Raw genomic sequence first — 13,194 nt, 5'->3', positions numbered from 1 at the left:
CGCCCAGCTGGCGACGGCTCAGGCCGGGCGGGCCGGCCAGGCAGGCCGGGCTGGGTAGACCGGGCCGGTTCGGGTCGGGGCGAGCAGGCCCGGGCCGGGGCGAGCGGGTCAGAGCCGGGCAGTGAGGGCAGAGCTGGGCGGGTCAGGGCCGGGCAGTGAGGGCAGAGCTGGGCGGGGCAGAGCTGGGCGGGGCAAGTCAGGTCAGGGCGCGGGTGACGCGTTCCGTCGAGCGACGGTCGGCCAGGCGGGCCTGGTCCGGGTGGGCGCAGAGCACCAGGGTGGCGCCGACGCTGAGCGGGGCAAGCAGCCAGTCGAGCGGGTCCGGGTGCCGGTCGACGTCCACGAGGAGCCGGTCACCCGCGGAGATGCCGAGTTCGGCGGCGCGGGTGGTGACCCGGGCGCGCAGCGCGGTGTGCTCCGGCCCGCCGGGCGGGTACGCCGTGAAGTGGTCGCCGTGCGCGCGTACCTCGGTGACGTAGTCGGCGAAGCCCGCCGGCACCTCCGGCAGCGGCAGCGCGAACGGGTGCAACGCGAGCGCGTAGCGGTCGGCCGCCGACCAGGCGTCGGCCTCGGCGACGCCGTCGACGGTGGCGAACAGCACGTCCACCTCGCCCGGCCGGTCGGCGACCGGCAGACCGGCCGGACGCGCCGTCAGCCCGGCCGACCAGCACCCGAGCAGCACCGCGGCGCTCTGCCAGTGCGGCGGCAGCAGCACCGCCGCAGTGCCACCCGGCCCGAGGGCCAGCTCGTCGACGAGCAGGTTCGCCGTCTTGGCCACCCAGTTCGCCAGCGTCGCTCCGGAAAGCTCGGTGCGCTCGCCGGTGGCGTCGTCGTACCAGGTCAGCAGGGGGCGGTTCGGGTCGGTCGCGACCGCGTCGGCGAACACCCGGGCAATGTTGTCAGCCATCGGCGCGAACGATACGCGCCCGGCGGCCGTACTCGATGACAGCGACAAGTCGGCGTACCGTCGGGTCGCAGTCAGCGTCCGTGCCCGGCTCCGGCGTAGGCTTGCCGGAGTGTCGTTCCCCACAGTCCCGCCACCGCAAGGAGTCGCCCCGTGACCGCCGGTCGCCCGCCCCGCGTGCTCATCGACGCCACGAGTGTTCCCGCCGATCGCGGCGGCGTCGGTAGATACGTCGATGGCCTGCTCGGCGCCCTCGGCAAGGTGTGCGGATCGGCGGTGGACCTGGTGGTGGTCAGCCTCCGCACCGACCTGGAGCGTTACCGGCGGAAGCTGCCCGGCGCGGAGATCATTCCGGCGCCGGCCGCGGTGGCGCACCGGCCGGCCCGGCTCGCCTGGGAGCAGACCGGCCTGCCCCTGCTCGCCCAGCAGGTCGGCGCGGAGGTGCTGCACTCGCCCTTCTACACCTGCCCGCTGCGGGCCGGCTGTCCGGTCACCGTGACGGTGCACGACGCGACGTTCTTCACCGAGCCGGAGCACTACGACAAGTCCCGCCGGACGTTCTTCCGTAGCGCGATCAAGACCTCGTTGCGGCGCGCGAACCGGGTGATCGTGCCCAGCAAGGCGACCCGCGACGAACTGATCCGCCTGTTGGACGCCGACCCCACCCGCATCGACGTGGCCTACCACGGGGTGGACCACGAGGCCTTCCACGCGCCCGGCGACGAGGAGAAGGCCCGGGTCCGGGCCCGCCTGGGGCTGGGCGGCAGCAGTTACGTCGCGTTCCTCGGCGCCAAGGAGCCGCGCAAGAACGTGCCGAACCTGATCCGTGGCTGGGCCCGGGCGGTCGCCGAGCGGCCGGACCCGCCGGCACTCGTGGTGGCCGGCGGACAGGGCCACGACGACGATATCGACCGCGCGGTGGCCGAGGTGCCCTCGCACCTGCGGCTGCTGCGTCCCGGCTACCTGCGCTACGGCGACCTGCCCGGCTTCCTCGGCGGGGCGCTGGTGGCCGCGTACCCCTCCTACGGTGAGGGGTTCGGGTTGCCCATCCTGGAGGCGATGGCGTGCGCCGCCCCGGTGCTCACCACCCCCCGGCTGTCGCTGCCGGAGGTCGGTGGCGACGCGGTGGCCTACACCAGCGAGGATCCGGATCAGATCGCCGCCGACCTGGCCGCGCTGCTCGACGACGAACCACGCCGGTTGTCGCTGGCCAAGGCCGGGTTCGATCGGGCGAAGGAGTTCACCTGGGGGTCCAGCGCCGAGGTGCACATCGCGGCGTGGACCAGGGCGCGGGCCTGAGGCCGGCAACCGAGACGCCCGGTCCGGGCGGTTCGGGCATGATGTCCTGGTGATCTATGTCGTCATTCCGGCCGGTGGCAGCGGCACAAGGTTGTGGCCGCTGTCCCGTGCCGGGCATCCCAAATTCCTGCACCCGTTCACCGGCACGTCCGCGTCGTTGTTGCAGGCGACCGTCGAGCGGCTGGGGCCGCTGACCACCCCCGAACGCACCATGGTGGTCACCGGGGCCGCGCACGCCGCGGCCGTGGCCCGTCAGCTGACCGGTCTGCCGGAGGAGAACATCCTGGTCGAACCGTCGCCACGGGATTCCTGCGCCGCCATCGCGCTGGCCGCGGCGGTGATCGCCGTACGCGACCCGGACGCCGTCATGGGATCGTTCGCCGCCGACCATCTGATCGGCGATCCGCAGCGGTGGGTGGACACCGTCCGCGAGGCCGTCCGGGGCGCGGAGCAGGGGCTGCTGATGACGGTCGGGATCACCCCGACCCGGCCGGAGACCGGCTACGGATACCTGCGGACCGGCGAGCCCGTCGACGGTGGCCCGATGCGACCGGTGCTCGAGTTCAAGGAGAAGCCGAGCGCCGAGGTCGCCGATACGTACCTGCGGTCGGGCCACTACCTCTGGAACGCCGGCATGTTCGTCTGGCGGGTGTCGGCGTTTCTCGCCGAGCTGGCACGTCAGCAGCCCGACCTGCACGCCGGGGTCACCACGATCGCGGCGGCGTGGCACTCCGACGAACAGGACGACGTGCTCGGTGCGGTCTGGCCCACGCTGACGAAGATCTCGGTGGACTACGCGGTGATGGAGGGCGCGGCCGCGGCCGGCCGGGTGGCGACCGTTCCCGGTGACTTCCGGTGGAACGACGTGGGTGACTTCCACACCCTCGGCGAGGTGCTGTCGGCGGACCCGGACGGCAACGTGGTGCTCGCCAGCGACGCCAAGACCGAGGTGCTGCTGCACGACAGCAGCGGCATGGTGGTGGCGCCGCAGGCCGGTCGGCTGGTGGCCGCCGTCGGCGTACGCGACCTGATCGTGGTCGACACCGAGGACGCGTTGCTGGTCTGCCCGCGCGATCGCGCTCAGGACGTGAAGTCGATCGTGGACGAACTCAAGAGACGGGGTGCGGAGAAGCTCGTCTGAAGGCCGCCAGGCCCGGTGTGACGAGCCGGGCCGTGCCGCCGGCCAACGGCTGCGGCAACCGCTCCGGCGGGAACCAGCCGAGCGCCTCGGACTCCACGCTCACCCGTTCCGTCGCGCCGACCGGGGCGAACACGGCGAAGCGTACGTCGTGGTGCAGCGACCCGCCCTGGCAGGCCACCGGGTGCACGTCCACGTCGATCGGCAGCGGATCGATCCGCAGACCGACGATGCCCGACTCCTCGGTGGCCTCGCGCAGGGCGGCGCCGGCCAGCGTCCGGTCGGCGGGCTCACAGTGCCCGCCCAACTGCACCCACTTGTGGAACTTGCCGTGCAGGCAGAGCAGCACCTGGCTGCCGGTCGCGTCGAACACCAGAGCGCTGGCGGTGACGTGACCGGCGCGGTGTGCGCGGTCCATCGCGACCGGCCCGGCGTCGAGCAGGACGAGGGTACGGTCGCGGGCCACCGCCGCGTCGGGGCTGGTCGGCGTCCAGCCGGTGAGCACCGTCAGCGCGTCGGCGTGCAGCGCCGTCCAGCCGTCCGCGGATCGGTCCATGATTCGGGTCGTCGACAACGGCCGCTCCTCTCGTCCGAGCCAGCGTACGGGTGCTGGTGGACGAGCTGGTGCGGCGGCCGGACCGGTGCCGGGGAGACCGGGCGGCACCCCCTGCGGAAGCTGCGCCGCAGACCCTCGTATGGTGCCGCCCGCTCTCGGGCACCAGTGGGGCGGACACGTTCGACGTGGGTCCCCCCTGTGGCACGGGAAGCATGGCGGATTCACGTCCCGGCCGTCGAGGTCTTTCAGCTGAGGCTTAACTGCCCGAGGTCGGGGCGGCCGGGTACAGTTCGGAGGTCGCCGGGTGCCCCCTCCGCCGGGCGGTGGGAGTACCCATGCTGAAGATCCATTTCTCCGGCGAGGACATTCTCCGGACCCGGGTGGCTCCGGCGGCCGATCCGGTCTGGGAAGTGGTGCTGAGTCTGCACCTGCTGCCCGGGCGCAGCCGCGATCCGTTGCTCGCCGGCTGGCGTCGCGAGGTCTCGCGGGGACTGCGTCGGCAGATGGACGCCGAGGCGCTGCGACTGCTTTCCACCTTGAGCCCGCCGCGTGGCTACTTTCCGGACTTCCTCACCCCGTACGAGGGCGTGCACGGTTTCGAGGCGGGGATGGAGGCGCTGCGGCGTACCCCGGTGGCGTCGCTGCAACGCGACCTCACGCTGCTCGCCGGCGACAACCGGAACCTGCCCGCCGGGGTGGCCGCCATCGCCCGGGGTGAGCCGGAGGCCCTGACCCACCTGACCGAGACGATGGACCGCTACCGGCAGCTCGCCCTCGGCCCGTACTGGACGCGGGTCCAGGGTGCGGTGGAGGCCGATCGTGCCCGCCGGTCGCGGGCGATGCTCGACGGGGGTGTCGAAGGGCTGCTGACCACGCTGCGGCCGGGCCTGCGCTGGGAGTCGGGCGTGCTGGAGATTCCCACCTACCCGAGGAGCCGGGAACTTCACCTGGAGGGACGAGGACTGCTGCTGGTGCCGTCGTTCTTCTGCGCGAACACGCCGGTCGCGCTGCTCGACCCGGAACTACCGCCGGTGCTGGTCTACCCGGTCGACCGGCTGGGCGGACTGACCGGGGACGCGCCCGTGGCGGGCGACACCGGCCGGGAAGCGCTGGCCGCGTTGCTCGGCCGTACCCGCGCGGCGGTCCTCGCCGCCAGCGACGACGGCTGCACCACCGGCGAGCTGGCCCGCCGGCTGCGCATCTCGGCGGCGGCGGCCAGCCAGCACACCAGCGTGCTGCGGAACGCGGGTCTGCTGGTCAGCAACCGCGACCGCAACACCGTCCTGCACACCCTCACCCCGCTCGGCCGCGCCGTCCTCAACGCCTGACCCGCCCAGCTGTCAGAGGGCGAGGGTGGCGGCGGCGGTGGTGCCGCCGGGTGGGGGAAGGAGCCGGGTGGGGACGTGGGCCGCCGCGAGGGCGGTGCGCAGGCGTTGCACGTCCGTGCCGAAGCGGACCAGTTGGAACGGGCCCACCGGGGTGGGTGGGGAGCAGAGCACCAGGCCGGTCGCGCGGGCCGGCCAGCCCGGCACGATGGGGGCCAGCGCGGCGCGTACCTCGTCGTCGGTGACCTGGGTGAAGACCGTGCCGGGTGCGATCACGTCGGCGACCGAGTCGATCGCCCGCGCGACGGTGGCCGGGTCGGGTGGGGCTTCCGACAGGTGATCCGGCAGGGTGGCGGCAGCCGCCAGACCGGCCGCCTTCGCCTCGGCGGTGCCGAGCGAGAACAGGTCCATCGAGGCGTCCCGGACCAGCACCCCGGCGCCCTCGCCGTCCCCCGACAGCGGCGGCGTCAGGTAACCGCGGATCACCGCGACCGGCACCTGGTCGCACTTGCCCTTGATCAGTTCACCCGCCGCGGCCAGCTCGTCGACCACCGCCATCTGCGTCAGCACCAGCTCGTTGCCGTACGGGTCGACCTCGCCCCGGTGGTCGCGGATGGCGTCCATCCCGGCGACGCCGAGGGCCACGTCGGTCAGCCCGTTGCGCCAGGGGCGGCCCATGGTGTCGCTCACGACGACCGCGACGTCCACGCCGTACCGGTCGCGCAGGCCGGCACGGAGCGCGCGGGCCGAGGCGTCCGGGTCCTCCGGCAGCAGCACCAGCCGGGTCTTGTCGACGTTCGAGGCGTCGATCCCGGCGGCGGCCATCACGAAGCCGTGCCGGGTCTGCACGATCCGGGTCGCGCCGCGCGAGGCGACCACCCGTACCGTCTCCGCCGCGAGCACCTCGTCCCGGACGGCCTGTCGATCCGGGCCGTCGGCGGGCACGTCGACCAGCCGCCCCTCGGCCTTTGAGATGATCTTGCTGGTCACCACCAGCACGTCACCGTCGCGCAGCCAGGGCGCCGCGTTTCCGATCAGGGCCGCGAGGTCGTCCCCCTCGGTCACGTGCCCGATCCCGGGCACCGGCAGGATCTCCAGTCTCACGTCAACTCCACCGCGGCGCGGACCATCGCCGCCGTCGCCGCCTCGTCGGTCATCCGCAGCGGCACCGCACGGACCGTCACGTCCGGCACCACCGTCGCGGCATCCTCCTCGGCCACCAACCAGCCGTCGAGCAGCCCGCCACCCGCCCGGCTTCCGTACAGCCCACCGACGCCGGCGGCGCTGCACTCCACGCCGACGACCGCCAGGCAACGGTCGGCCATGCCGCGTACCGGTGCGCCACCGATGATCGGTGAAACGCCCACCACCGGGGCGGGGCCGTCCGCCACCGCCTCGCGCAGACCCGGCACGGCCAGGATCGGCGCGATGCTGACCACCGGGTTGCTCGGTGCCACGAGCAGCACGTCGGCTCCGGCGATCGCCTCCGTGACGCCGGGTGCCGGCTTCGCCGACTCCGCTCCGACGAAGACGAACCGGTGGGTCGGGACCTGTGCCCGGTACCGCACCCACCACTCCTGGAAGTGGATCGCCCGCTGGCCGCCGTCGAGGTCGGCGACCGCGTGCGTCTCCAGGCGGTCGTCGGTCGCCGGCAACAGGCGTACGCCGGGCTGCCAGCGGGTCGCCAGTGCCTTGGTGACCTGGTGCAGCGGATAACCGGCGTCGAGCATCGTGGTGCGGACCAGGTGGGTGGCGATGTCCCGGTCACCCAGCCCGAACCAGCTCGGCTCGGCACCGTACGCCGCCAGCTCGTCCTTGACCGTCCAGCTCTCGTCGACCCGTCCCCAGCCCCGCTGCGGGTCGGCGCCGCCGCCGAGGGTGTACAGCACGCTGTCCAGGTCCGGGCAGATCCGGAGTCCGTGCAGCCGTAGGTCGTCGCCGACGTTGACCACGGCGGTCACCTCGGCACCCACCTCGCGGGCGTACGCCCGCACCCCCAGCAGGAACCGGGCACCGCCGATTCCGCCGGTCAGAACCACGATGCGCATCCGCCCATCCTCGCCTACGTGACGCCTGCGGCGGCCAACTGCCCCGGGAGACTAGGCTCACGTCGGCATCTGTCCGCTTTCGCCCCAGGGAGAGTTCGTGACCAGCCCCGCCGAGCCCCCGCCCACCGACCCGACCCCGGCCCGCCAGGTGACCGGGCCGCTACGTGAACTCGTCGCTCTCGTGCTCCTGGGCGCGAACGCCGTCTTTCTGTTCGTGGGGCTGATCCGGCTGCTGACCCCGCAGGGCGCGTACAGCACGGTCACCGGGCGCGCCGCCAGCTCCTTCTTCGCCTTCATCGGCGTCGAGGCGGTGGTGCTGCCGGTGCTGGCGGTGCTGCTGGCCACGCATCTCGCCCCGACCGTCGGACGGGCGAAAATGATCACGCAGGTGGCGCTCATCGAGTACGCGGTGAGCGCCGTGCTCGGCGGTCTGACCCTGCTGATCTGGGTCGTCGGTCGGCTGGCCGAGGCGCAGCTCTTCGACGCGATGACCGGACTGCTCACCCGGGTCGCCTGGGTGGCGCTCTTCGCCGCGGCGGCGTACGTGGTGTGGAGCGTGTGGCAGCGGCTCTACCACGTACCCCGGCCCAAGGCCGAGCCCGGCCTGTACGGCACGCCGCAGCCGGGCTGGCCGCAGCCGGGCGGCGCGGGTCAGTTCGGTGGCCAGCCCGGTCAGCAGGGTGGCGGGTGGGCGCCGCCCGGCCAGTTCGGCGGCTACCCGGCCGGCGGCACGACCCAGGGCCACCCCGGCGGCCAGGGCCACTTCGGCGGCCACAGCCACCATGGCGGCCAGGGCAACCCTGGCGGTCAGGGCGGCCAGCCGGCTTGGCCAATGGCCGGTCAGGCGCCCGCCGGAGGGCCACCGGAGTCTCCGCACACCTGGCCGCCGCACGGCCAGCCGGCGGTGCCACCGCAGTCGGCGCCGTCCTCGCCGGCCGCGCCCACATTCGGCCAGCCGGCCCCGCCGGCCGCACCGCCGTTCGGGTCGCCGGCCTCGCCGGCCGCACCGCCGTTCGGGTCGCCGGCCTCGCCGGCCGCACCGCCGTTCGGGCAGCCGGCCTCGGCCGACCCGACCCAGAGCATCCCGCGTCAGGGCGACCCGGGCGGGGGCGTGCCGCGTCAGGGCGACCCGGCCGGGCGCGCCGAGCGGCAGGACGCCGAGCCGACTCAGACGATCCCGCACCAGAGCGCCGAGCCGACCCAGGCGATCGCGCGGCCGGGCGACGGTGACGCCGCGCCGCCGGCTGCCCGGTCGGGCGATGGAGAGGCCGACCGCACCCAGCGGATCGACCCGGGCGACCAGCCGAGCTGACCGGCGCGTCGTCGAAGGCACGTGCGGTTGCCCACGGGCCGGGGCCGCAACGGGCCGCAGCGAATAGGCTGAGCGGATGGTTGATCAGAGCGAGCGCGGGCCGGGTGACGGAAGCGTACGGCGGGCACTGCGCCGCGCCGCCACCGGGCGGGCGCTCGACGTCGACGAGGCGTCGACCCTGCTGACCGCCCGGGGCGCGGCGCTGGAGGAACTGCTCGGCATCGCCGGTGCGATTCGGGACGCCGGCCTGCGGGACGCCGGCCGGCCCGGCGTCGTGACGTACTCGAAGAAGGTCTTCATTCCGCTGACCCGGCTCTGCCGGGACCGGTGCCACTACTGCACCTTCGCCACGGTGCCGCACCGGCTGCCGGCGGCCTTCCTCGACCGCGAGGAGGTGCTGGCCATCGCTCGGGCCGGCGCGGCGCAGGGCTGCAAGGAGGCGCTGTTCACCCTCGGCGACCGGCCGGAGGAGCGGTGGCCGGCGGCCCGGCAGTGGCTCGACGAACGCGGCTACGGGTCCACCCTGGACTACCTGCGGGCCTGTGCCGTGGCGGTGCTGGAGGAGACCGGCCTGCTGCCGCACCTGAACCCGGGGGTGCTCTCCTGGGCGGAGCTGCAACGACTCAAGCCGGTGGCGCCGAGCATGGGGATGATGCTGGAGACCACCGCCACCCGCCTGTGGTCCGAGCCCGGCGGCCCGCACTACGGCTCACCGGACAAGGAGCCGGCGGTGCGGTTGCGGGTCCTCGACGACGCGGGCCGGGTCGGCGTCCCGTTCACCACCGGCATCCTGATCGGCATCGGCGAGACCCTCGCCGAACGGGTCGACGCGATCTTCGCGATCCGGCGTACCCAACGTGAGTACGGCCACCTCCAGGAGGTGATCGTGCAGAACTTCCGGGCGAAGCCGGACACGGCGATGCGGGGGATGCCCGACGCCGAACTGCACGACCTCGCCGCCACCGTGGCGGTGGCCCGGGTGCTGCTCGGTCCGAAGGCCCGCATCCAGGCACCGCCGAACCTCATCGCCGGTGAGTACGACCTGCTGCTGCGAGCCGGCATCGACGACTGGGGCGGTGTCTCGCCGGTGACCCCGGACCACGTCAACCCGGAGCGTCCCTGGCCGCAGCTCGACGAGCTGGCTGCCCGTACCGCCGCGGCCGGCTTCACCCTCCGCGAGCGGCTGACCGTCTACCCCGACTACGTGCGGGCCGGCGAGCCGTGGCTGGACGCGCGACTGCTGCCGCACGTGACCGCGCTCGCCGATCCGGCGACCGGGCTGGCGGTCGAGGCGGCCCGTCCGGTGGGCCGGCCGTGGCAGGAGCCCGACGAGACCTTCGGTGGGCGCACCGACCTGCACACCACCATCGACACCACGGGGCGCACGGACGACCGCCGGGGCGACTTCGACCACGTCTACGGCGACTGGGCCGAGGTAGCCGCGAAGGTGGCTGTGCCACCGGCGGGGGCGGGTGTCGACGGTGGCCCGGCAACGGAGGCGGGAACCGGTCCCGGGGCCGGCCGGCCGCTCGTCGCCGGGGCCGCCGACGCCGACCTGCGGGCCGGGTTGCGGCTGGCCGCCGAGGATCCGGCGGCGCTGCTGGAGCCCCGGCACACCGATGCCGCACTCGCGTTGTTCGGCGCGGACGGGCCGGCCCTGGACGAGCTGTGCCGCACCGCCGACGAGTTGCGCCGGTCCGCCGTGGGCGACGACGTGACCTACGTGGTCAACCGCAACATCAACTTCTCGAACGTCTGCTACGTGGGCTGCCGGTTCTGCGCCTTCGCGCAGCGGGAACGGGACGCCGACGCGTACCGGCTCTCGGTGGAGCAGGTCGCGGACCGGGCGCAGGAGGCGTGGGAGGCCGGTGCCGGCGAGGTCTGCCTCCAGGGCGGCATCGACCCGAAGCTGCCGGTGACCATCTACGCCGACCTGGTCCGGGCGATCAAGGCCCGGGTACCGCAGATGCACGTGCACGCCTTCTCACCGATGGAGATCGTCACCGCCGCCGCCAAGGCCGGCGTGTCGGTGCGGGAGTGGCTGGCCGGGCTGCGCGAGGCCGGACTCGACACCATCCCGGGCACGGCGGCCGAGATCCTCGACGACGAGGTGCGCTGGGTGCTCACCAAGGGCAAGTTGCCGACCGCCGCCTGGGTCGAGGTGGTCAGCACGGCCCACGAGCTGGGCATCCGGTCCAGCTCGACGATGATGTACGGCCACGTCGACCACCCCGCGCACTGGCTGGCGCACTTCCGGGTGCTGGCCGGGGTGCAGGACCGTACCGGCGGGTTCACCGAGTTCGTGGCGCTGCCGTTCGTGCACACCAACGCCCCGATCTACCTCGCGGGCATCGCCCGCCCAGGCCCGACCTGGCGGGAGAACCGGGTGGTGCACGCGATGGCACGGGTGCTGTTGCACGGTCGGATCGACAACATCCAGTGCTCCTGGGTGAAACTGGGCGACGCCGGCACCGCGGAGTTGCTGCGCGGCGGCTGCAACGACCTCGGGGGCACGCTGATGGAGGAGACCATCTCGCGGATGGCCGGTTCCGGCAACGGGTCGGCGCGTACCGAGGAGCAGTTGCGGGCCATCGCGGCGGCGGCGGGCCGACCGGCGCGTAGGCGCACCACTGCGTACGGTCACATCGCGGCCTAGGGTCGAACCTTCGCCTTCCGGCGGACGTACCCGTCGGTGCCGGCGGCGGCGCGGCGAGGACCGTCGCCGGCACCCCGCACCGGGGGTCCGGCGTGGTCTGTCGTGACCCCCGTCCGTCAACGCGGCGTCTGCGCGCCGCCGCCGGAAAGGTTGGTCATGATCACTGTGAAACCTCAGGGGGGTGGGCCGAAGCTGACCCTGGGTGGTGACACCGGAGCACTGATCATCTACACCGGGCGGCAGCTGCTCGGTCGGGAGATCGAGGTGAGCCGGGCCGACCGGGACGGTGACCCGCGTACGCACTCCGCCGTACGCGAGCGTCGGGTCCGGGACGGCACGTTCCACAGTGCGGTCTATCCGGACCTTCCGGCCGGCGTCTATACCGTTTGGTGGGACGCTGACACGCCTGTTGGATCGGTCACCGTGTCCGGTGGGGTGGTGGCCGAATTCGCCTTGCCGACCAGCTTGCAGCCGTTGGCCGACTGAACTGCCGGAGTCCCGCCCGCCGCGTCCCGTCCACAATGTGGGCGGGACGCGGTCGTCGTTCACCCGCTTGGCGGGCGGGGTTGGCGAAGTCGGGATAACCTTGCTCATCAAGATCAACGGATCTTGATGAGCGGCTTCTCCGGCGCCGCCGCGAAGCTCGACCGCTTCGGTGGCGCCCGGCGCGCCACGGGAGAAAACTCGGGCAACTCGCCGGGGAGGGCGTTACTAGGCCGGGGTCTGAATCGATAGGGCAGGGCGAGACCGGGTGGTACGGACGGCCGTCCCGGACGCGTGTCGGGAGGGCGACTCCATTATCAAGTTTGGCTTGACGGCGCACGCATTACACGCGTGTAATTTGAATGGGGTTGTTCGCACGGAACGCACGATAACCGGACCGGACGGACAAAAGCACGCCTTTCGCGTGGGGGGTTGCAGCGGCGACGACGCCGGTGCGCGACAAGGAGGCAACTGAATGGACGGCCAGCTCGAGGCGGCCGACCTGCTCGGAAACGCGCCGGAGTGGCAGGAGCGGGCCCTGTGCTCGCAGACCGACCCGGAGGCGTTCTTCCCCGAGAAGGGCGGCTCGACCCGCGAGGCGAAGCGCATCTGCTCGCGGTGCGAGGTCAAGACGGAATGCCTCGAATACGCTCTCGGCCACGACGAGCGGTTCGGGATCTGGGGTGGACTCTCCGAACGGGAGCGGCGCAAGCTCAAGCGCCGGGCGGCCTGACTTGACGTGGGGCGGGACGGTTGGGGGACCGTCCCACCCGCTGCGGCGGTCCGGCCCGGCGCGCGGCTGCCAGCGGACGGGTCGGTCCTGCGGGGATTTCGCGCGCTGGCCGTGCCGGCTGGTCGCCAGCGGACGCGCCGGGGTTGGTCGTCGAGGGACGTGTCGGGGTTGGTCGTCGGCGGACGTGTCGGCTGGTCGGCGCAGGCGCCCGGCTGGTCGGTGACGGTGCGGGGGCGATCAGGCCAGTTCGTCCGGGTCGACGCCGAGCAGGTTCGCCACCTGTTCGATGATGACGTCGTGGACCAGGTCGGCGAGATCCTCCCGGTCCATCGCCCGGAATTCCAGCGGTCGCCGGTACAGCACGATCCGAGGCGGCACCTCCTGGCGGCCGGGCCGACCGGGCAGCAGCCGGGCCAGCGGCACTTCGCCGTCCTCCAGCACGTCGGAGTCGTAGACGTTCAGGTCGGGCGGGACGTCCTCGACGGCGAACTCCACCCCGGCCAGCTCCTTGGCGAACCGACGCTCCAGCGTCTCGACGGTGTCCAGCACCAGATCGTCGAAGATCTCCGCCTTGGTCCGCGCCAGCGGCACGGTGGCCGGCACCAGCCGCCCACGCAGACCGCGTCCGTGCCGGTCGCGGTGCGCCCGCCGGCCGGTGCCGGGGCGGCGGTTCTCCGGGCTCGTCATGTGCCAAAGAGTAGCTTCCGGTCCCCGCCGAGCAGCGTCAGCGCCGGCCACCT

At 73.3% G+C, this 13,194-nt stretch carries 12 protein-coding genes; 7 read left to right on the top strand and 5 right to left on the bottom strand.

Annotated elements, in window-relative coordinates; all coding sequences use genetic code 11:
• Positions 1–196 precede the first annotated feature (196 nt).
• Positions 197–907 carry a TIGR03089 family protein gene (locus V5O40_RS00610; protein ID WP_332903580.1) on the bottom strand — a complete coding sequence of 237 codons (711 nt, stop codon included), beginning with the start codon at positions 905–907 and terminating at the stop codon, positions 197–199.
• 150 nt (positions 908–1,057) lie between these two features.
• On the opposite strand from V5O40_RS00610, the gene V5O40_RS00605 reads away from it, so the two are divergent.
• Both V5O40_RS00605 and V5O40_RS00600 read left to right on the top strand, forming a co-directional pair.
• Entirely contained in the window at positions 1,058–2,203 is a 1,146-nt protein-coding gene (locus V5O40_RS00605; RefSeq protein WP_164446048.1) for a glycosyltransferase family 4 protein, read from the top strand.
• Positions 2,204–2,252: 49 nt separating this feature from the next.
• Positions 2,253–3,344, top strand: a complete 1,092-nt coding sequence (locus V5O40_RS00600; protein ID WP_332903579.1) for a mannose-1-phosphate guanylyltransferase — start codon at positions 2,253–2,255, stop codon at positions 3,342–3,344.
• On the opposite strand, the gene V5O40_RS00595 is transcribed toward V5O40_RS00600, so the two are convergent.
• Positions 3,313–3,897 carry an NUDIX hydrolase gene (locus V5O40_RS00595; protein ID WP_332903656.1) on the bottom strand — a complete coding sequence of 195 codons (585 nt, stop codon included), beginning with the start codon at positions 3,895–3,897 and terminating at the stop codon, positions 3,313–3,315. The two genes, V5O40_RS00600 and V5O40_RS00595, sit on opposite strands and share 32 nt — an antisense overlap.
• Before the next feature lie 335 nt (positions 3,898–4,232).
• On the opposite strand from V5O40_RS00595, the gene V5O40_RS00590 reads away from it, so the two are divergent.
• A complete protein-coding gene (locus V5O40_RS00590) occupies positions 4,233–5,225 on the top strand; it encodes an ArsR/SmtB family transcription factor (RefSeq protein ID WP_332903578.1) in 993 nt (330 codons plus the stop codon).
• 12 nt (positions 5,226–5,237) lie between these two features.
• On the opposite strand, the gene V5O40_RS00585 is transcribed toward V5O40_RS00590, so the two are convergent.
• Positions 5,238–6,326 (bottom strand): coenzyme F420-0:L-glutamate ligase, encoded by a 1,089-nt coding sequence (locus V5O40_RS00585; RefSeq protein WP_332903577.1) that lies wholly within the window; start codon positions 6,324–6,326, stop codon positions 5,238–5,240.
• Complete coding sequence (cofD, locus tag V5O40_RS00580; RefSeq protein ID WP_332903576.1) at positions 6,323–7,270, bottom strand: 2-phospho-L-lactate transferase; 948 nt, start codon at positions 7,268–7,270, stop codon at positions 6,323–6,325. The genes V5O40_RS00585 and cofD overlap by 4 nt, the downstream gene beginning before the upstream one ends.
• A 97-nt stretch (positions 7,271–7,367) precedes the next feature.
• Between cofD and V5O40_RS00575 the strand changes: the two genes are divergently transcribed.
• The 4 genes from V5O40_RS00575 (at position 7,368) to V5O40_RS00560 (ending at position 12,454) form a co-directional block, all read left to right on the top strand.
• Positions 7,368–8,582, top strand: coding sequence for a hypothetical protein (locus V5O40_RS00575; RefSeq protein WP_332903575.1), 1,215 nt, complete (start codon positions 7,368–7,370; stop codon positions 8,580–8,582).
• A gap of 76 nt (positions 8,583–8,658) precedes the next feature.
• Positions 8,659–11,238, top strand: coding sequence for a bifunctional FO biosynthesis protein CofGH (locus V5O40_RS00570; protein ID WP_332903574.1), 2,580 nt, complete (start codon positions 8,659–8,661; stop codon positions 11,236–11,238).
• 156 nt (positions 11,239–11,394) lie between these two features.
• On the top strand, positions 11,395–11,724 hold the full coding sequence (locus tag V5O40_RS00565; RefSeq protein WP_332903573.1) for a phospholipase: 330 nt from the start codon (positions 11,395–11,397) through the stop codon (positions 11,722–11,724).
• 472 nt (positions 11,725–12,196) lie between these two features.
• Entirely contained in the window at positions 12,197–12,454 is a 258-nt protein-coding gene (locus tag V5O40_RS00560) for a WhiB family transcriptional regulator (RefSeq protein WP_013731688.1), read from the top strand.
• 237 nt (positions 12,455–12,691) lie between these two features.
• Here the strand turns inward: V5O40_RS00560 and V5O40_RS00555 are convergent, their stop codons facing one another.
• Complete coding sequence (locus V5O40_RS00555; RefSeq protein WP_093406503.1) at positions 12,692–13,141, bottom strand: metallopeptidase family protein; 450 nt, start codon at positions 13,139–13,141, stop codon at positions 12,692–12,694.
• Positions 13,142–13,194 lie beyond the last annotated feature (53 nt).

It is taken from the genome of Micromonospora palythoicola (assembly GCF_036689795.1).
GTDB classification, from domain to species: Bacteria; Actinomycetota; Actinomycetes; order Mycobacteriales; family Micromonosporaceae; genus Micromonospora; species Micromonospora palythoicola.
This window is presented reverse-complemented; position numbering and strand designations above follow the sequence as displayed.